The organism is Rhizobium mongolense subsp. loessense (assembly GCF_900099775.1).
In the GTDB taxonomy this organism is placed as follows: domain Bacteria; phylum Pseudomonadota; class Alphaproteobacteria; order Rhizobiales; family Rhizobiaceae; genus Rhizobium; species Rhizobium loessense.
In genome coordinates this window covers 297,559-316,858 of sequence record NZ_FMTM01000005.1, presented here as the reverse complement: position 1 = coordinate 316,858, position 19,300 = coordinate 297,559, and the positions used below count along the sequence as shown (strand labels likewise).

Sequence of the window (19,300 nt, the reverse complement as noted above, 5' to 3'; positions counted from 1 at the left end):
ATGCGAGAAACTATGATACCGTCTCAAACCCACATTAACGAACCCTTTTATGGATTGCCGAGCTGGCTATTGGGAGTACTCTTCCTTACTCCCATAGAAACTACTCGCCTAATGATTGTGGCGCGGCGGAACCCTTGCAATCTGTCGGAACTCTGCCGCCCCTTCCAGCACAGCCCCTTCCGAAAGCTGACTGACCGATCGGCGGTAGATGCGCTGCCATGGCGTCGCGTCCGGCGGCACGGGCGGGACACCTTCCCCTTTCCGGCACTCGATCTCGGCGTCGTCGACCAGCATGTCGCAGCGGCCCAGATTGAAATCGATGCGGATGATGTCGCCGGTGCGAAGCCAGGCGAGACCGCCGCCGGCGGCGCTTTCCGGCGAGGCATTGAGGATCGAAGGACTGTCCGCCGTACCGGATTGGCGGCCATCGCCGATCGTCGGCAGACTGCTGATACCGCGTTTCAAGAGGTGGTCCGGCGGCTGCATATTGACGACTTCTGCTGAACCCGGCCAACCGATCGGCCCTGCCCCGCGGATGACGAGGATGGTATTCTCGTCGATATTGAGCGACGGCTCATTAATGCGCTTGTGATAGTCCTCGGAACCGTCGAAGACGGTTGCCTTGCCCTCGAATATGCCTTCACGCCCAGGCTCCTGCAGGTAGCGTCGGCGGAAATCATCCGAGACCACGCTCATCTTCATGATAGCGAAATCGAAGAGATTGCCCTTGAGTACGAGGAAGCCGGCCCGCTCCTTGAGAGGATCCGCAAACGGCCGGATGACCTCACGGTCGCTTGCCTGCCGGCCTTCCAGGTTTTCGGCCACCGTCTTGCCGGTGACGGTCCGACAGTTGCCGTCAAGCTTAGAGGCATGCAGCAGCTCCCACATGACCGCAGGCGTGCCGCCTGCCCTGTGATAGCGCTCGCCGAGATAGGCGCCTGCCGGCTGGACGTTGGCAAGCAGCGGGATATCGAAGCCATGGACCTGCCAGTCGTCGGGATGAAGCTCGACACCTGCATGTTTGGCCATGGCCGCCAGGTGCGGCTGCGCATTGGTCGAACCGCCGATCGCCGAATTGGTGCGGATGGCGTTGAGGAAAGCCTCGCGCGTCAGGATATCCGACGGCTTCAGGTCTTCGAACACGATCTCGACGGCACGGCGCCCGGTGCGGTAGGCCATCTGGCCGCGCTCGCGATAAGCCGCCGGAATGGCGCCACAACCCGTCAGCGACAGGCCGAGTGCCTCGGCAAGAGCGTTCATCGTCGAAGCGGTGCCCATCGTATTGCAGTGGCCGACCGACGGTGCGGAATCGAGCGCCGCCTGAAGGAACTCTTCCCGGTCGATTTCGCCGGCACCGAATTTGCGCCGCATGCGCCAGATCACAGTTCCCGATCCCGCCAGTTCGCCCTCGTGCCAACCATCAAGCATCGGCCCACCTGAAAGCACAATGGCGGGAATATCGACGGTGGAAGCCGCCATGATCGCCGAAGGCGTGGTCTTGTCGCAGCCGGTGGTCAGCACGACCCCATCGAGCGGATAGCCGTAGAGAATTTCGACGAGCCCGAGATAGGCGAGATTGCGGTCGAGTGCGGCCGTTGGACGCTTGCAGTTTTCGAAGATCGGATGCGTCGGGAATTCTATCGGAATGCCGCCGGCATCGCGGATACCGTCGCGCACCCGCTTGGCAAGTTCGACATGCACCCTGTTGCAGGGCGTGAGATCGCTGCCGCTCTGGGCGATCCCGATGATCGGCTTGCCGCAGCGCAACTCTTCCGGTGTGATGCCGTAGTTCATGAAGCGCTCCAGATAGAGCGCCGTCATGTCGATATGGTCAGGATTATCGAACCAGTCCTGCGAACGCAGGCGGCGCTTCGGCGGCTTGTAGTCGTTCATTCTTTCCTCCAGAACGGGCAGTCGGCATATCTTTGCGAATGGCTCCGTCCATCCGATGTACGTTCATCAAGACATAAACCTGCGACGCCTCCATGCAAATAAAAAAGGCGGGACTGGATGTCCCGCCTGCTGATTTGATGATGTTTTCGCTTACTCCGCTGCGACCCGGATGGCGGCCTCGTCCGACGGCGGGCGATTATCGTTGTGCTGCACGAGCGGACGGTTGCCCGTCAGCTTGCGGAGCAGCACATAGAAGACCGGCGTCATGAAGATGCCGAAGAAGGTCACGCCGATCATGCCGGCAAAAACCGCGACACCCATGGCGGCGCGCATTTCCGCACCGGCACCGGTGGAGACGACCAGCGGCACGACACCCATGATGAAGGCCAAGGAGGTCATCAGGATCGGGCGAAGACGCAGACGGCTTGCCTCGATCGCCGCCTGAACCGGCGTACGGCCTTCGAACTCCAGTTCACGGGCGAATTCGACGATCAGGATCGCGTTCTTCGCCGAGAGGCCGACAAGGACCACGAGGCCAATCTGCGTGAAGATGTTGTTATCTCCGCCTGTCAGCCAGACGCCCGTCAAGGCGGCCAGCACGCCCATCGGCACGATCATGATGATCGCAAGTGGTAGGGTCAGGCTTTCATACTGGGCAGCTAGCACGAGGAAGACGAGGAGCAGCGCCAGCGGGAAGACGATCACTCCGGAATTGCCTGCCAGGATCTGCTGATAGGTCAGATCCGTCCACTCGAAGCTGATGCCCTTCGGCAGCGTCTCGTTGGCAATTTTCTCGATCGCGGCTTGAGCTTGGCCGGAGGAGAAGCCCGGAGCAGGACCGCCGTTGATATCGGCGGAGAGGAAACCGTTATAACGGTTGGTCCGCTCCGGCCCGGTCGTCGCGCTGACCTTCAGCAACGCCGACAGCGGGATCATCTGGCCCGATGCCGAACGAACCTTCAACTGGCCGATGTCGTCTGCCTGGGCGCGGAACTTCGCATCGGCCTGCACTCGGACGCTGTAGGTGCGGCCGAAAGCATTGAAGTCGTTGACATAGAGCGAACCCAGATAGATCTGCAGCGTTTCGAAGACATCGGTCACCGAGACACCGAGCTGTTCAGCTTTCGCGCGATCGAGGTCAGCAAAGAGCTGCGGAACGTTGATCTGGTAAGCAGAGAAGATGCCGGTCAGCTCAGGGGCCTGGTGGGCCTTGGCGATCATTGCCTTGTTGGCCTCGTCGAGCGCCTGGTAGCCGAGACCGGCGCGGTCTTCGAGCTGCATCTTGAAGCCGCCCGTCGTGCCGAGGCCATTGACCGGCGGCGGCGGGAACATGGCGATGAAGGCATCCTGGATCGCGCCGAACTTCTGGTTCAAGGACATGGCAATCGCACCGCCGGAAAGCGCCGGCGACTCGCGCTCCTCAAAATCCTTCAGCGTGACAAAGACGATGCCGGCATTTGAGGAGTTGGTGAAGCCGTTGATCGACAGGCCGGGAAAGGCGATTGCGTGGGCAACGCCGGGCTCGGCCATGGCGATATCACTCATCCGCTTGATGACGTCTTCGGTCCGGTCAAGGCTTGCGGCATCCGGCAACTGGGCAAAACCGATCAGATACTGCTTGTCCTGTGCCGGCACGAAACCGCCCGGAACGGCATTGAAGAAGCCGTAGGTCGCACCAGCCAGCGCCAGGTAGATGACCATGACGATGCTCTTGCGCGACAGCAGGCCGCCAACGCCCTTGCCATAGGCTTTCGAACCTGCACCAAAAACGCGGTTGAAGCCGCGGAAGAACCAGCCGAAGATGAAGTCCATGCCGCGCGTCAGCCAGTCACGCTTGGCGTGGTGACCCTGCAGCAGGAGGGCTGCCAGCGCCGGAGACAGGGTCAGCGAGTTGAAGGCCGAGATAACCGTCGAGATCGCGATCGTCAGCGCGAACTGGCGATAGAACTGGCCCGACAGGCCGCTGATGAAGGCGAGCGGCACGAAGACGGCGACGAGCACCAGTGCGATTGCGATGATCGGGCCGGAAACTTCCTTCATGGCCTTGTAGGTCGCATCGCGCGGGCTGAGCCCATTCTCGATGTTGCGCTCGACGTTTTCGACGACGACGATCGCATCATCCACCACGATACCGATTGCCAGCACCAGGCCGAAGAGGCTGAGTGCATTGATCGAAAAGCCGAAGACGTACATCACCGCGAAAGTACCGATGATCGATACCGGAACGGCAATTAGGGGGATGATCGAGGCACGCCACGTCTGCAGGAACAGGATCACGACGAGAACGACAAGAGCGATGGCTTCGAGCAGCGTATCGACGACCTTCTCGATCGACGAACGGACGAATTTCGTCGTGTCATAGACGATCTCGTAGCTGACCCCGTCCGGCATTGCGATCTTCAGCTCTTCCATCGTCTTCTGGACTTCGTCGGAGATGGTGATGGCGTTTGAGCCCGGAGACTGGAAGACCGGGATGGCGACCGCCGGCTTACCGTCGAGGATCGAGCGCAGCGAATAGTCGGCAGCGCCGAGTTCGATGCGTGCAACGTCGCGCAGGCGGGTGATTTCACCGTTGGCGCCCGTCTTGACGATGATGTTGCCGAATTGCTCCGGCGTCTGCAGGCGCCCTTGGGCGTTGACGTTCAGCTGCAGCTCAGTGCCTGGCAGGCTCGGCGAAGCGCCGATCGTGCCGGCAGCGGCCTGAACGTTCTGCTCGCGGATCGCATTGGTGATATCGCTGGCAGCGAGATTGTGCTCGGCGGCCTTTTGCGGATCGATCCAGACGCGCATCGAATAGTCGCCCGAACCGAAGACCTGCACCTGGCCCACGCCATCGATGCGCGCCAGGCGGTCCTTGATGTTCAGGACGCCGTAATTGCGCAGATAGGTGATGTCGTAGCGGTTGTCCGGCGAGATCAGGTTGACGACCATCATCAGGTCGGGAGAGCTCTTGACGGTCGTGATGCCGATGCTCTTGACCTCATCCGGCAGGCGGGGTTCGGCCTGCGAAACCCGGTTCTGAACCAGCTGCTGCGCCTTATCCGGGTCGGTGCCAAGCTTGAAGGTTACCGTCAGCGTCATGACGCCATCGGAGGTCGCCTGGCTGGACATGTAGAGCATGTCCTCGACACCATTGATCTGCTCTTCGAGCGGTGTTGCAACCGTCTGCGCGATGACTTCCGGATTGGCGCCCGGATAAGTTGCACGCACGACGATCGACGGCGGCACGACCTCCGGATATTCGGAAATCGGCAGTGCCCTGAGGCCGATCAGACCGGCTACGAGAATGAGGACCGAAAGCACGCCGGCAAACACCGGGCGGTCCACAAAAAATCTGGAGATGTTCATTTCAAAGCCCTCTCCGGGATGAACTTGGATGCAAAAGCCCTGTCCGGCGGTTGGGGTACCGCCGGCGGGTCAATCATTTCGTTGGTTGCCCGAAGGGCCGGACGACGGGGAGGCTCTGCAGCTGCCGTCTTCGCTTTTGGCTCAGACGTTCGCTCCTTCGCCGCTCACCCCTCATCTGTCCTGCGGACGCCTTCTCCCCGTCGGGGAGAAGGGAATTGCTGTGGCGCGCCTACTTGGCCGCCACTTTCTCTTCCATCTGAGGCTCGACCACAGCACCTGGACGGATGCGCTGCAAGCCATTGACGACGATCTTCTCGCCCGGGTTCAGACCGCTTTCAACGACGCGGAGGCCGTCACTTACCCTGCCGAGCTGGACCGGCCGATAGCTGACCTTATTCTCGCCGTCGACGACGAAGACGAACTTCTTGTCCTGGTCGGTGCCAATCGCCCGCTCGCTGACGAGAATCTTATTCTCGGCTTTCGGCTGACCCATTCGGACGCGAACGAACTGGCCGGGGATCAGCTTGCCGCCCGGATTGTCGAACACGGCGCGGACTCCAATTGTGCCGCTTGCAGCATCGACCTGGTTGTCGACGAGCTGGAGCTTGCCCTTGATCGGCGTGCCTTCATCAGCGAGGGTGCCGACCTCGACCGGGATCTGCTCGAGGGCGCGCACTGCACTGTCATTGGCCGGAAGCTGCGACAGCGCCTTCGTCACCATCTCTTCGCTGGCGTTGAAGCTCGCATAGATCGGATCGATCGAGACGAGCGTTGTGAGCGCTGGGGAAGCGGAACCCGCAGCAACAAGGTTACCGGCGGTGATCTCCAGCTTGCCCACTCGGCCGGAAACCGGAGCCCGGACCTCGGTGTAACCGAGATCGAGCTCAGCCGATTGCAGCGCCGCCTGCGCGGTACGCAGCCCTGCCTGCGCCTCGGTAAAGGCGCTTTGGCGCTGGTCCATATCGCTCTGCGAGATCGTGCGGCTATCCGAAAGCCGGCGGCCACGCTCAAGCTCGATCTGCGCCAGGCTGACCTTGGCCTCGGCGGAGGCAACCTGCCCTTCGGCTTGAGAAACCGCCGCTTGGTAAGGGGCCGGATCGATTGTGAAGAGCAGGTCGCCGGCCTTGACCAGTGCACCTTCGCGGAAGTGGACCGACTGAATGGCGCCCGCAACGCGCGAGCGTAGCTGAACTCGGTCGACCGCTTCGAGACGGCCCGAGAACTCTTCCCAGGTGGTCACATCACGGCTTGCGACGACGGAAACCGTCACCGGCACAGCGGGAGCTTGTGCAGGCGCGGAAGCGGCCGTAGCCGCCGTGCCCATCGGCAATTCAAAAAAGATGGCCGCTGCTGAAACAGACGCAACAAGCCCTATGCCAGCGCCCACCAGGGCCCAGCGATTCTTTCTGGACGTCATTGGTACTCTCCTTGCGGCCCTATACGGCCGACGATAATCAGTTCGTTTTCAATGCAATTGGCGTTGAACGCTTAACTCCTGAACGAAACTTTTGAACTCGCGGCTGACGTTCTCCTGCCAGTTCGAGGCACCGTCCGTTTTCCCGCCGTAGATAGATGGCCAGCCTGCCCCGGCGGGGAGGATATGCTGGCGGACCTCGACGCCTGCCGCTTTGAGGCGGGCGGCATAGCCGACGGTCTCATCGCGCAGAGGATCGTCATCCGCCGTGAAAATCAGCGCCGGCGCAACGCCGGCAATGCGCGAACAGAGACAGGGCGCCGCATAGGGGTGACAGCCGCCGCCGCTAAGATAATGGCTCCACCCTTCCGTCCAGCGCTGACGCATGCCGATACCGTCAGCCTTGCGGATGGAGGAGGTGCCCATGAACGGATCGAGGAGCGGCGAAATCAGGATCTGGCCGTCGAGCGCGTCGGCATAGTGATCGCGTGCCTTCAGCGCTACACCCGCCGCAATATTGCCGCCAGCCTCTTCGCCAGCGATCAGAAGCAGCGAGTTGCGATCACCAATGCCGGAGGCGCGCTTGTTGGCCAGATAGGAAAACAGGGAATAGCCGACTTCGAGCGGCTTCGGAAAGACGTTGCCGAGCGGCGCGTTGTAGTCAGGGATCGCAACGATCGCACCGGCTTTCGCCATGCTCTCAGCAATCGCACTTTCCTTGACGCCGGCCTGGATGCCGGATTCCAAGAAGGCCCCGCCGTGAAAGAACAGAACGATCGGCGCCCCCTTACCGAACTCGGCGCCTTGATAGACGCGCGCGGAAACGGGGCCGATGCCCACCTTCTCCAGCACCATGTCTTTCACCTGCACCGTCATCGGTCCGGCTTTCGCTCTATCGAAGATAACGCATGGTAAGCGGCTTCAGCTTGCCATTCTGGTAAAAAACATATTGTTATTCACATCGCGGAATAAGAAGCTGTATTATGATTACACTGTTCCGATTTTCGAATAATATCGCAGTGCAAACTGTGGAGATCTCCGATGGACCAGCTCTCGGCAATGCGCGCCTTCATACGCGTCGTTGAGACGGGCAACTTTACACGGGCGGCCGACACGCTCGCAATGCCCAAAGCGACAATCACCAATCTCATCCAGGGCTTGGAAGCGCATCTGCGCACCAAGCTGCTTAACCGTACGACGCGACGCGTCATGGTGACGACGGACGGCGCACTATATTACGAACGCGCCTCGCAGATCGTTTCCGAACTGGAAGAGCTCGACGGCAGCCTTTCCAACTCCCAAAGCCTTCCAAGCGGCCGCTTACGCGTTGAAATGGCAGGCGCTTTTGCCGACACCATCGTCGTGCCGGCACTTTGCGATTTCTACCTGAAATATCCCGATATTCGCATTGATCTCGGTGTCAGCGACCGCACCGTGGACTACCTTGCAGAGAACGTCGACTGCGCTCTTCGCGCCGGCACCCTCGCCGATCAATCATTGATCGCAAGACGTGTATCCGAAATCGAAATGGTCACCTGCGCATCCCCCCGCTACATCGAGAAATTCGGCATGCCCGCGCACCCGCAAGAGCTCGAAAGCAGCCATTACGGCATCAGCTATTTCCGCGCACAGACCGGCCGCACCATCCCCTTCGAATTCAAGAATGGCAACGAAGCGATCGAGGTAAACCCGAGATATATCGTCTCGGTGAATGACGGCAGAACCTTCATGAGCGCCCTCACCACCGGCCTCGGCGTCGGCCAGACGCTCCGTTTCATGGCGCGCACCGCCATGAAACAAGGCGAACTCGTCCAGGTTCTGCCGGAATGGAAGCGCGATCCTCTGCCGCTCTACGTCGTCTACCCGCCGAACCGGCACTTAAGCAACAAGGTACGCGTCTTTGTGGACTGGATGGTAAAGCTGCTTGCCGACGCCAAGCTCAACGATGCTTGAAAGCGGAAGCGGCCCGGAAGGCACAAAACCTTCGACGGGCCGCGATCGGATCAACTTCGAACTTCGAACCCGCCGCATCACCAGGGAAAATGACGCGGCGGGCTTTTGGAGGTTTGGCGCCGGAATAAGGGATTTCCGTTCGCTCCTTGCCAAGGAGTATAATTTGCGACCGGACGGATTTTAAGGCGCAACTTTGCACATCACCGTTCACAAAAACGGAACAATGCCGCCACCGAGCCGCGAACAATCTCATGGAACTAGACCATGCCGCCATTGGCGCGCAGGACCTGTCCGTTGATCCAGGAGCCGTCCGGACCAGCGAGGAAGGAGACGGCAGCGGCGATGTCTTCGGGCCTGCCGAGGCGTTCGAGCGGGTTCATCTTCGCCATGCGGGCGACGAGCTCGTCTGATTTGCCGTTGAGGAAGAGATCGGTCGCGGTCGGGCCGGGAGCGACCGCGTTGACGGTGATGTTCCGGCCGCGCATTTCCTTCGACATGATCGCCGTTAGCACTTCTACAGCCGCCTTGGTGGCGGCATAGACGCCGTAGGTTTCGAGCTTCACGCCGACGACGCTGGTCGAGAGGTTGATGATCCGGCCACCGTTGCGCAGGCGCTTTCCGGCTTCCCGAAGCGTGTTGAACGTGCCCTTCAGGTTGACGCTGACCTGGCGGTCGAAGTTGGCATCGTCGGCATCGGCGATTGAAGACAGCATCATGATGCCGGCATTGTTGACGAGAACGTCGATACCGCCGAAGGCTGCTTGCGCAGCATCGAACATCCGGCGCACTGCTTCGGGATCGCTGACATCGGCCTTCGCCGTTAGCGCCCTGGCGCCGGCCTGCTCGATTTTCTGAGCCAGTTCTTCGGCAGGAGCGGCATTGCCGGAATAGTTGATAACGACGGTAAAGCCATCCTTGGCAAGACGTTCGGCAATGGCGGCACCGATGCTGCGGGATGCACCTGTGACAAGCGCGACCTTGTTGTCGTTGCTGGCCATTTTCTTTCTCCTTCAGTTCCTTGCGCCGCAGCGCGTTTCGACGCGGAAAAGATGATACTTTCCATTGTGCGGATAATCATGCATTCTTCGGCATCACTATCCGAGGAATGCGAACAAATACTATGGACCGATTTGATGCCATGCGGGTCTTTTGCCGCGTCGTGGAACGCCGCAGCTTCACGCTCGCAGCCGAGGATACTGGCCTGCCCCGCTCGACGGTGACCGATGCCGTCAAGCAGTTGGAAGCCCGCCTGGGCGTGCAACTGCTCCAGCGCACCACCCGCCATGTCAGTTCGACACTCGATGGCGAGGCCTATTACCAGCGCTGCCTTTTGATCCTCGCCGACATCGAGGAGGCCGAAGGCGCGTTTGTCGGCGCCAAACCGAAGGGCATGTTGCGGGTCGATGTGCACGGTACGCTTGCTCGGCATTTCGTGCTGCCGAGCCTGCCATCCTTTCTGGAGACATATCCGGATATCGAATTCTACATGAGCGAAGGCGATCGTCTGGTCGATCTCGTCCGTGAGGGCATCGACTGCGTGTTGCGCGTCGGCGTGCCGCAGGATAGCGACATGATCGCCCGCCGCGTGGCCACGCTGGAAGAGATCACCCTCGCCTCACCCGCCTATCTTAAACTCCATGGCATACCGGAACATCCCGACAAGCTCGATGGCCACCGAATGGTCGGATTCCGGTCCAGCGCGACGGGCGGGCTGCTGCCGCTCGAATTCATCGTCGACGGGCAGGTCCGCAACATGTCGATCCCAGCCATCGTCTCGGTCAATGCAGCCGAGAGCCTCCATGCAGCAGCGCGCTGCGGACTGGGCATCATACAGGTCCCGCGCTACCACGCCGAACGCTACATCGCCTCAGGTGAGCTGATTGAGATCCTGAAAGGCTTCCCGCCGACCGAGACGCCGGTTTCGCTCCTTTATCCGCGCAATCGTCAGCTTTCCCCGCGCGTTCGCGTCTTCATAGACTGGCTGGTGAAACTCTTTGCGCAGCAGCGGGCAAGTTTCGGGTAGTCGCACTTGATGGGCGATGATACCGGCCGGAATCAAACGACGGGTAACTTGAATGACGAATACAGGTGCCATTGGAAACGCTCCCTTGACCGGTAGTGACCTTCGAGGCTTCTTCGAGCGCGACGCGATTGCCGTCGCGCGCGATCTCATCGGCTGCCACCTTTTCGTCAACGGTACGGGCGGGCGCATCACCGAGACGGAGGCCTATTTCCCGCACGACGAAGCCTCGCACAGTTTCCGCGGACCGACCAAGCGCAACGGCGCGATGTTCGGCCCGCCGGGCAACGTCTATATCTACCGCATCTACGGCATGTACTGGTGCCTGAACTTCGTCTGCACGCCGGGCTCGGCCGTCCTCGTCCGCGCGCTGGAGCCGCAAAGCGGTATCGATGGAATGATCGAGCGCCGCGGTACCGATGTGCTCACCCAGCTCTGCAGCGGTCCCGGCAAGCTCTGCCAGGCGCTCGATATCGATATCAAGATTAACAACCGGCTGCTCGACCGCCCGCCTTTTGCAATCTTTCCATCGGCGCCGGTTCCGATCACCTCGGGCACGCGGATCGGCATAACGAAGAATGCCGAAGTTCCATGGCGCTTCGGCATTCAGGGCTCGCGATATCTGAGCAAGCCGTTCCGCTGATCACTCCATGACGGCGCTGTGATCCGTTGATGCGGGCGTCGCCTTGGGCTTGCGCAAGGTGAGCGCCAGCGGCATCACCGCAAGCGACATCAGCATCAGGAGCTTGAAGTCGTCCATGTAAGCGATGATCGTCGATTGCAGCGTGATGAGCTCGTTGAGCGAAGCCCGGCCTGCCGCGGTGAGCGGGCTGAGCGATTGCGCGGCGGCGGCATCAAAGGCCCGGTTGAACGGCGTGACATAGGCCGCGATCGAAGCGTGATTGGTCTGCGTATTCTCGACGATCAGTGCCGAGACGATCGAAATGCCAACGCTCGAGCCGATGTTGCGGGAAAGATTGTAGAGGCCCGTACCGTCGCCGCGCATATGCGCCGGCAGCGTCGAGAAGGCGATCGTCGTCAGCGGCACGAACAGGAAGCCGAGACCGGCACCCTGGATGAAACCGACCGACATGATCGTCCACTGCGAGACGTCCGGCGTCCAACCCGTCATGTCGTACATTGCCCAGGCCGTAAGGCCGAGGCCGAACACCAGGAGCCAGCGGGTATCGACCTTGCCGATCAGTCGCCCGACGATGAACATGCAAAGCATGGTGCCGATGCCACGTGGCCCCATGACGATCCCGGCCGTGATGACCGGATAGCCCATCAGCGTCTGCAGATAAGGCGTCATCAGCGCCAGCGAGGCGAGATAGGTGACGCCGACCACGAAGATGAACACCATGCTGATCGCGAAGTTCCGGTCGAGAAACAATCGTGGATTCACGAAGGACTTTTCGGCCGTCAGCGTATGAACCAGCAGCAGGTAGAAGGCTGCCGCGCAGACGATCGCTTCGACCATGATCTCGCCGGACGAGAACCAGTCCAGCTGCTCACCGCGGTCTAGGAACAGCTGCAGCACTGCGATGAAGAGGCTCATCATGCCAAACCCGAACCAGTCGAGCTTCGCGAGCGCATCCCGCTTCGTTTCACTGACGAAGATGACGATGCCGGCAAAGGCGAGCGCACCGATCGGCACGTTGATATAGAACACCCAGCGCCAGCTGATGTTGTCGGTCAGCCAGCCGCCGATGACAGGCCCCAGGACGGGCCCGACCATGACCGAGACGCCGAATAAGGCCATGGCCGAGCCGCGCTCCTCGACCGTATAGATGTCGAGGAGGATGCCCTGTGAGAGCGGCACGAGAGCAGCGCCGAAGAGGCCCTGCAGAAGGCGGAAGGCGACGATCTGCGGCAATGATTGTGCTACCCCGCATAGCACCGATGCCACGACGAAGCCGGCAATTGCCGTCAGGAGGACGTTCTTGCGGCCGAACTTGGCAGCGAGGAAGCCCGACGGCGGCGTCATGATGGCGGCCGCGACGATATAGGAAGTCAGGACCCAGTTGATCTGATCGGCGGAAGCCGAAACGCTTCCCTGGATATAGGGCAGCGCGACGTTGGCGATGGTGGTGTCCAGCGCCTGCATGATGACGGCGAGAATGACGCAGGCCGTGATCGCACCACGATTGGCAACCGGGGCGGCGGAAGCAGCGCTACTCATGGCCCTTGCCGGCTTCGCGGCCCAACAGCCTGTTGACGAAATCCGGCAGGCCACGAGCATGGCCGGTATCGACATCGACGATCGTACTCATGCCGACGCGAAGCGGCGGCTTGCCGTCGGCATCGTCGATGCTGACATGGATCGGAATGCGCTGCACGACCTTTACCCAGTTGCCAGTGGTGTTTTGCGCGGGAAGCAACGAGAAGCTGGAGCCGGAGGCCGGGCTGATGCTTTCGACCTTGCCTTTCCATTCGACGCCCGGATAGGTGTCGACATAGATGCTCGCCTCTTGGCCGGGCTTCACGTAGGTAAGCTCGGTTTCCTTCGGGCTTGCAGCGATCCAAAGCCGGTTGGTCGCAACCAGCGAGAAGGCCTGTTGCGAGGCCTGCAGGTAGGAGCCCACCTGCAGCGCGTTGACATTCGTCACGACGCCGTCGAACGGCGCCCTGACGACGCTGTGGTCGAGCTCGCGCTGGGCATTGTCGACATTTGATTTAGCCTGCAGGTAGAGAGGGTTCTGCTCGACCGGCTGGCTGGCATCGTCGCCGAGTTCTGCAAGCGTGGTCGCAGCCTGCGCCTTGGCGACGGCAACCTTCTGAAGCGCAGCATCGAGATCGTGCTTGGCTTCATCATAGGCGGCACGTGTCGCGGCCGAACTGTTGACGAGGCTCTGCTGACGATCGAACTGCGCCTGGAAATACGGGATGTCGGCCTTAGCCTGCGTGATTTCCGCAAGCGACTGCCGATAGCTGGCCTTCAGGTTTTCGATCTGGTTGCGCTGGACGCCAAGCTGGGCCTTTGCGCCGTCGAGCGCGATCCTGAAGCTGTCGGATTTCAGGCTAAAGAGCACCTGCCCGGCCTTGACCGTTTCGTTCTCGTGAACGTTGATCTGGTCGACGATGCCGGAAACATCCGTCGTCAAGCCGACCATATCCGCCTGGATATAGGCATTGTCGGTCGACATGACCTGCCCGCCATTCACGTAGAAATAGCCGCCGGCAACAAGGGCAACAGGCAGCAGCGCAAACAGCACGGGGCGGGTGAGGCTGCGCCGACGGCGGACCCTGATGCCGTCGGACGCAGCCACTGCGGCGGCCGGCGCTGAATTGGATGAAGGCGCTTCGGCTACCGTTTCCTGGGTTTCGGAGATTTCCTTGTCTTCGATCGGATTCTTGACTTCGGTCGGTTTCTTGGCGTTGGCGTCGTCAACGACGCGGAGGGAGGATTTTTCAGCCATGGTTCTGCTCATTCCCGGCGGCCGGTGTACGGCACGCCTGCACTAGATTTGTTTTCATCAGCGATAGGATTTGAAAGAGCTGTTCACGCTGCTCGGCGCAGACGCCGTCGAGGGCTTCGCCGCGCGTGGCTTCTCCGATCACCCGCATTTGCGCAAGCAGCGGCAAGGCCTCGTCACGCATGTAAAGAAGCCAGACGCGCCGGTCAGCCGGATGCTGCCGCCGTTCGACAAGTCCGCGTTCGGCAAGCCTATCGAGAATTCGCACCAGCGTGATCGGCTCGATTTCAAGGATTTCGGCGAGCCCACCCTGGTGGATACCCTCGTTGTTGGCGAGATAGGCAAGCGTTTGCCATTGCGAGCGGGTCAGCCCAAGGCATTTGGCGCGCTGCTCGAACCGCTTGCGAAGCAGACGGGCGACGTCGTGTAGGACAAAACCGAGGGTCGGATGGGCGCTCATTAAAGCTATGCCAGCTATTTATAAGTGTGCTTATAATGTTGGTAGATATAGTGAGCATGTGCAATGCACAAGATCATTGGCCGCAGATTCCGCAGGTGCGGCCAAAATGCCGCAGGACACGGTTGCGCCCGGCTTTCAAACCAGGGATTTTCGAGTTGGAAGGACGCGTGGCCAGAGCTGATCGTCGAAGGTCTTGATCCAGGCCAGATTCTCAAACGACCGGCGATTGGCGTTTGCAATTTCTGCCTCCTGACGTTTATAGTCCGTTTTCATAGAGTTACCGGAGCAGACCTTCGGCCTTTTTTGCAAGCTGGCACCCCCGCCGTACGGCCGGTGCGTGACAAGAGCAGCAAGGCGAAGGCCGGAAAGCCGGGTTTCGACACAGCAGATATGAATCGCATCGTTACCGCATAAGTTTGGCGGCATACCGGCCGCCCAGAATGGGGGATCGCTATGCCTGACTCTCTTCGTAAAGCCCTTGCTCTTACTTACATTGTCCTTTTTCCCGCGGCCGTCATTGCCCAGGACGCTCCGCCTGCTCCGCCCGTCACGGTTGCAAAGCCCGTCGTTCGCGACGTCGTGGACAGCGACGAGTTTATCGGCCGCTTCGCGGCAGTCGACGAGGTCACCGTGCGATCACGCGTCGGCGGCTACCTGCAGGAAGTACATTTCACCGATGGCGCGATGGTCAAGAAAGGCGACTTGCTCTTCGTCATCGATCAGCGCCCCTTTGTCACTGCGTTCAATGAAGCAACCGCTGCACTTGAAGTCGCGAAATCGACACTGATTTACGCCGAAGCGCAGTTCAAACGCGCAGAATCACTCGCCACTAGCGGCAGCCAGTCGGTTTCGACGCTCGATGACCGGCGCCGCGAATGGGTTTCTGCTCAGGCCAATGTCCGCGGCGCCCAGGCCACGGCAGATCGGGCCACGCTCGATCTCGAATATACGAAGATTACCGCCCCGATCAGCGGCCGCATCGACCGGCGGCTGATCTCCGCCGGCAACCTCGTCCAGGCCGACCAGTCGGTGCTGACGACGATCGTTTCGCTCGATCCGATCGACTTTTATTTCGACGTCGACGAGCGCCGGCTGCTGAATTTCGCGCAGACGGCGCGTGCGCGCGGCAGCGACCTTCAGCAGGGCGGCGGCGGTCTTCAGGTGCAGGTCAGCATCACGGATGCCAACGAGAAGCCGTTCACGGGCAAGCTCGATTTCGCCGAGAACCGGGTCGACAGCCAGACCGGCACGATGCGGGTCCGCGCTCGCTTCGACAATCCGAACTTCGTGCTTCAGCCTGGGCTTTTCGGCCGCGTGCAGGTGGAGGCGTCCAACGTTTATAAGGCCATTCTCGTGCCGGACGAGGCAATCGGCTCCGACCAGAACCAGCGGGTCGTCTATGTCGTCGGCAACGATGGCACGGTTTCGACCAAGCCCGTGCGGCCCGGCCCGCGGCTTTACGGCTACCGCGTCATCCGCGAAGGCATGGAAGGCAATGAGACTATCGTCGTCAACGGCCTGATGCGCGTTCGCCCGGGCGCGAAGGTCACGCCGCAGACGACTGAACTGCCGCAGAGCCGCGAGGATATCCCGCCGGAAGCTGCAAGCATGGAGCTTGCCCAATGAGGTTTGCGCACTTCTTCGTGGACCGACCGATATTCGCGTCCGTCCTCTCCATAGTTCTGCTCATTCTCGGCGGCCTCGCCTATTTCCAGTTGCCGGTGGCGCAGTTTCCCGAAATAGCACCGCCCACCATCGTCGTGCGCACCAACTATCCCGGCGCCGACGCACAGACCGTCGCCGACACGGTCGCAACGCCGCTCGAACAGGAAATCAACGGCGTCGAGAACATGCTCTACATGTCCTCCTATTCGACTGACGACGGGTCGATGTCGCTGACAATCACCTTCAAGCTCGGTACCGATCTGGATACGGCGCAGGTTCTCGTCCAAAACCGGGTAGCGATCGCCGAACCGCGCCTGCCCGATGAGGTTCGCCGCACCGGCGTCACCACCGCGAAGAGTTCACCCGACCTGATGATGGTCGTGCATATCCTGTCTCCGAACAGCCGCTACGATCAGCTTTACGTTTCAAACTACGCCCGCAGCCGCATCCGCGATGTGCTGGTGCGTCTCGACGGCGTCGGAGACCTCACCATCTTCGGCGAGCGCGAATATGCCCTTCGCATCTGGCTCGACCCGCAAAGGCTGGCCGCCTATAGCATGACCCCGAACGATGTGGTGGATGCCTTGCGCGAACAGAACGTGCAGGTCTCGGGTGGCTCGATCGGCGGGCCGCCGGCGGCGGGAATAAACGCATTCCAATACACCGTGACGACGCAGGGCAGGTTCTCCGATGCGCGGCAGTTCCGCTACGTCATCGTGAAAGCGACAGAGGACGGCCGCCTCGTACAGTTGCAGGACATTGCACGCATCGAGCTCGGCGCCAAGGAATACGTGACCAACAGCTACCTCGACGGCAAGCCGGCGGTGGCGCTCGGCATCTTCTCGCGTCCGGGCACAAACGCGCTCGCTACCGCCGCCGAAATCAAGGCAAACATGGAACAGCTCGCCAAAGACTTTCCCCCAGGGCTGGCTTACGACATCGTCTACAATCCGACCGAGTTCATTTCCGAGTCGATATCAGAGGTCTACAAGACCATTTTCGAAGCGGCCGTGCTGGTCGCAATTGTGGTGCTGGTCTTTCTGCAATCCTGGCGCACGGCCATCATCCCCATCGTCGCGATCCCGGTGTCGCTGATCGGCACTTTCGCTTTCCTGCTCGCCTTCGGCTTCTCTCTCAACATGCTGACACTCTTCGGGCTCGTGCTCGCTATCGGCATCGTGGTAGATGATGCCATCGTCGTCGTCGAGAACGTCGAGCGAAATCTGGCCAAGGGCATGACGCCGAGGGAAGCGGCGCATGTTACCATGGACGAGGTCGGAACGGCGGTCATCGCGATCTCCCTGGTACTCATCGCCGTGTTCGTCCCAACAACCTTCATCCCAGGCATTACCGGCCAGTTCTACCGGCAGTTTGCTGTGACGATCTCGGTCGCAACGGCAATCTCGGCGGTCAACTCGCTGACATTGTCGCCAGCCATCGCTGCGCTCGTGCTGCGGCCGCACGAAGAACATGCGAAGGAGACACGAAATCCGTTCACGCGACTGGGCCGCGGCCTCGCCAACGGCTTCAATCGCGGCTTCGACCGAATGAGCCACGGCTACTCATGGATTGTTCGCCGCACCGTTGCGACAAAGACCGCCCTGTTCTGTGCGCTGCTGGTATTTGCGGGACTGCTGGCATCGACCTACTACATGGGCCGAATCGTCCCGAGTGGCTTCATCCCCAATATGGACCAGGGCTATGCAATCGTCGTCGTCCAATTGCCCGAGGGCGCCTCGCTCAACCGGACCGATGCCGTCGTGCAGCAGGCGGCGGAAGTCATCCGCAACACGCCTGGCGTCTCTCACGCGGTGGCCTTTGCAGGCTTCAGCGGCGCCACCTTCACCAACGCCTCCAATCAGGGCGTTGTCTTTGCACCCTTCGACACCTTCGAACACAGGCTTGAGCAGGGGCTGAGCGCCGGCCGGATCATCGGTCAGCTCTACCAAAACCTGCAGAGCATCCAGGAAGCCTTCATCATTGCAATCCCGCCGCCGTCGGTCAGGGGTATCGGCAATTCCGGCGGCTTCAAGATGCAGCTGATGGACCTCGAAAGCGGCGACATGCGGCGGGTTCTGGCCCTTGCCAACCAGATGATGGGTACTGCCAATCAAACGCCCGGGCTGACCGGCGTCTTCACGACTTTCTCCGAATCGAGCCCGCAATTCTTCCTTAATATCGATCGCGACAAGGCACGCATGCTGAACGTCCCGATCTCGAACATATTCGATACGCTGTCGATCAATCTGGGCACATCCTATGTCAACGACTTCAATGCTTTCGGCAGGGTCTATCAGGTGCGGGCGCAGGCCGACCAGGAATTCCGCCTCGAGCGGGACGACATCCTTGCCCTGAAGGTCCGGTCGGCGACGGGCGCGCTCGTGCCGTTGGGAACCCTCATCGACGTCCAGGACAGGAGCGGTCCGGCGCTCGTCCAGCATTACAATATGTATGTCTCGGTACCGCTGCAGGGCAATCCGGCGCCGGGTGTGTCGACCGGCACCGCCCTCGACAGCATGGAGAAGATCGCGGGTTCGCTACTGCCCCCCGGAACGACCTTCAACTGGACCGAACTCGCCTTTCAGGAGCGCGGCACCGGCAACACAGCGATCTTTATCTTCGCGCTTTCGGTGATATTCGTCTTTCTGGCCCTGTCGGCGCAATATGAAAGCTGGGTGCTGCCGCTTGCGATCATCCTTATCGTGCCGCTCGCGATCCTTGCGGCGCTGCTGGGCGTGCATCTTCGCGCGATGGACAACAACATCCTGACGCAGATCGGCCTCATCGTGCTGATAGGCCTTGCGGCAAAGAACGCGATCCTGATCGTTGAATTCGCAAGGCAGGCGGAAGAGGACGGCAAGACGCCGGTGGAAGCGGCGATCGAGGCCAGCCATCTGCGGCTGCGCCCAATCCTGATGACGGCATTCGCCTTCATCTTCGGCGTCGTGCCGCTGATGATCGCGACGGGGCCAGGCGCGGAAATGCGCCAATCGCTCGGTACTGCCGTCTTCTCGGGAATGCTCGGCGTCACGATCTTCGGCTTGTTCCTGACGCCGGCCTTCTATGTCGTGCTGCGCAGCCTCCGGCGCAGGGCCGCGCCGGAGCGGAAACCGGTCGAAGAAGCAGCCTGA

Annotated in this window: 13 protein-coding genes; 5 read left to right on the top strand and 8 right to left on the bottom strand. The window is 60.8% G+C overall.

What is annotated here, in order from left to right; genetic code table 11:
- Positions 1-108: 108 nt before the first annotated feature.
- The 4 genes from BLP23_RS18800 to BLP23_RS18785 all read right to left on the bottom strand — a co-directional run bounded on the left by BLP23_RS18800 (position 109) and on the right by BLP23_RS18785 (position 7,531).
- Entirely contained in the window at positions 109-1,893 is a 1,785-nt protein-coding gene (locus BLP23_RS18800; protein ID WP_092586373.1) for an IlvD/Edd family dehydratase, read from the bottom strand.
- 150 nt (positions 1,894-2,043) lie between these two features.
- Positions 2,044-5,241, bottom strand: coding sequence for an efflux RND transporter permease subunit (locus tag BLP23_RS18795; protein ID WP_092586372.1), 3,198 nt, complete (start codon positions 5,239-5,241; stop codon positions 2,044-2,046).
- A 229-nt stretch (positions 5,242-5,470) separates the two neighbouring features.
- On the bottom strand, positions 5,471-6,658 hold the full coding sequence (locus tag BLP23_RS18790; protein WP_092586371.1) for an efflux RND transporter periplasmic adaptor subunit: 1,188 nt from the start codon (positions 6,656-6,658) through the stop codon (positions 5,471-5,473).
- 48 nt (positions 6,659-6,706) lie between these two features.
- A complete protein-coding gene (locus BLP23_RS18785) occupies positions 6,707-7,531 on the bottom strand; it encodes an alpha/beta hydrolase fold domain-containing protein (RefSeq protein WP_167363937.1) in 825 nt (274 codons plus the stop codon).
- Positions 7,532-7,696: 165 nt separating this feature from the next.
- On the opposite strand from BLP23_RS18785, the gene BLP23_RS18780 reads away from it, so the two are divergent.
- A complete protein-coding gene (locus BLP23_RS18780; RefSeq protein WP_092586370.1) occupies positions 7,697-8,608 on the top strand; it encodes a LysR family transcriptional regulator in 912 nt (303 codons plus the stop codon).
- A gap of 257 nt (positions 8,609-8,865) precedes the next feature.
- On the opposite strand, the gene BLP23_RS18770 is transcribed toward BLP23_RS18780, so the two are convergent.
- Complete coding sequence (locus BLP23_RS18770; RefSeq protein WP_092586368.1) at positions 8,866-9,606, bottom strand: SDR family oxidoreductase; 741 nt, start codon at positions 9,604-9,606, stop codon at positions 8,866-8,868.
- A gap of 122 nt (positions 9,607-9,728) precedes the next feature.
- Here BLP23_RS18770 and BLP23_RS18765 point away from each other — a divergent pair, with 122 nt between their 5' ends.
- Both BLP23_RS18765 and BLP23_RS18760 read left to right on the top strand, forming a co-directional pair.
- Positions 9,729-10,631 carry a LysR family transcriptional regulator gene (locus BLP23_RS18765; protein ID WP_092586367.1) on the top strand — a complete coding sequence of 301 codons (903 nt, stop codon included), beginning with the start codon at positions 9,729-9,731 and terminating at the stop codon, positions 10,629-10,631.
- A gap of 52 nt (positions 10,632-10,683) precedes the next feature.
- Positions 10,684-11,271 carry a DNA-3-methyladenine glycosylase gene (locus tag BLP23_RS18760; RefSeq protein WP_092586366.1) on the top strand — a complete coding sequence of 196 codons (588 nt, stop codon included), beginning with the start codon at positions 10,684-10,686 and terminating at the stop codon, positions 11,269-11,271.
- On the opposite strand, the gene BLP23_RS18755 is transcribed toward BLP23_RS18760, so the two are convergent.
- From BLP23_RS18755 to BLP23_RS18745, 3 genes are read right to left on the bottom strand one after another with little or no spacing between them, the layout of a single operon-like run.
- Positions 11,272-12,810, bottom strand: a complete 1,539-nt coding sequence (locus BLP23_RS18755) for a DHA2 family efflux MFS transporter permease subunit (protein WP_092586365.1) — start codon at positions 12,808-12,810, stop codon at positions 11,272-11,274. It abuts the gene before it with no gap.
- Complete coding sequence (locus BLP23_RS18750) at positions 12,803-14,047, bottom strand: HlyD family secretion protein (protein ID WP_092586364.1); 1,245 nt, start codon at positions 14,045-14,047, stop codon at positions 12,803-12,805. The genes BLP23_RS18755 and BLP23_RS18750 overlap by 8 nt, the downstream gene beginning before the upstream one ends.
- Positions 14,040-14,504: a MarR family winged helix-turn-helix transcriptional regulator gene (locus BLP23_RS18745; RefSeq protein ID WP_092586363.1), complete on the bottom strand. Its 465-nt coding sequence runs from the start codon at positions 14,502-14,504 to the stop codon at positions 14,040-14,042. Before BLP23_RS18745 ends, BLP23_RS18750 begins: the two co-directional genes overlap by 8 nt.
- A gap of 453 nt (positions 14,505-14,957) precedes the next feature.
- Between BLP23_RS18745 and BLP23_RS18735 the strand changes: the two genes are divergently transcribed.
- Positions 14,958-16,130 (top strand): efflux RND transporter periplasmic adaptor subunit, encoded by a 1,173-nt coding sequence (locus BLP23_RS18735; RefSeq protein WP_092586361.1) that lies wholly within the window; start codon positions 14,958-14,960, stop codon positions 16,128-16,130.
- Positions 16,127-19,300 (top strand): efflux RND transporter permease subunit, encoded by a 3,174-nt coding sequence (locus BLP23_RS18730; RefSeq protein WP_092586360.1) that lies wholly within the window; start codon positions 16,127-16,129, stop codon positions 19,298-19,300. Before BLP23_RS18735 ends, BLP23_RS18730 begins: the two co-directional genes overlap by 4 nt.

Bases quoted from the DNA above. Each gene is read 5' to 3' on its own strand.
- BLP23_RS18800 (WP_092586373.1), bottom strand. From the start codon at position 1,893: ATGAACGACTACAAGCCGCCGAAGCGCCGCCTGCGTTCGCAGGACTGG.
- BLP23_RS18795 (WP_092586372.1), bottom strand. From the start codon at position 5,241: ATGAACATCTCCAGATTTTTTGTGGACCGCCCGGTGTTTGCCGGCGTG.
- BLP23_RS18790 (WP_092586371.1), bottom strand. From the start codon at position 6,658: ATGACGTCCAGAAAGAATCGCTGGGCCCTGGTGGGCGCTGGCATAGGG.
- BLP23_RS18785 (WP_167363937.1), bottom strand. From the start codon at position 7,531: ATGACGGTGCAGGTGAAAGACATGGTGCTGGAGAAGGTGGGCATCGGC.
- BLP23_RS18780 (WP_092586370.1), top strand. From the start codon at position 7,697: ATGGACCAGCTCTCGGCAATGCGCGCCTTCATACGCGTCGTTGAGACG.
- BLP23_RS18770 (WP_092586368.1), bottom strand. From the start codon at position 9,606: ATGGCCAGCAACGACAACAAGGTCGCGCTTGTCACAGGTGCATCCCGC.
- BLP23_RS18765 (WP_092586367.1), top strand. From the start codon at position 9,729: ATGGACCGATTTGATGCCATGCGGGTCTTTTGCCGCGTCGTGGAACGC.
- BLP23_RS18760 (WP_092586366.1), top strand. From the start codon at position 10,684: ATGACGAATACAGGTGCCATTGGAAACGCTCCCTTGACCGGTAGTGAC.
- BLP23_RS18755 (WP_092586365.1), bottom strand. From the start codon at position 12,810: ATGAGTAGCGCTGCTTCCGCCGCCCCGGTTGCCAATCGTGGTGCGATC.
- BLP23_RS18750 (WP_092586364.1), bottom strand. From the start codon at position 14,047: ATGGCTGAAAAATCCTCCCTCCGCGTCGTTGACGACGCCAACGCCAAG.
- BLP23_RS18745 (WP_092586363.1), bottom strand. From the start codon at position 14,504: ATGAGCGCCCATCCGACCCTCGGTTTTGTCCTACACGACGTCGCCCGT.
- BLP23_RS18735 (WP_092586361.1), top strand. From the start codon at position 14,958: ATGCCTGACTCTCTTCGTAAAGCCCTTGCTCTTACTTACATTGTCCTT.
- BLP23_RS18730 (WP_092586360.1), top strand. From the start codon at position 16,127: ATGAGGTTTGCGCACTTCTTCGTGGACCGACCGATATTCGCGTCCGTC.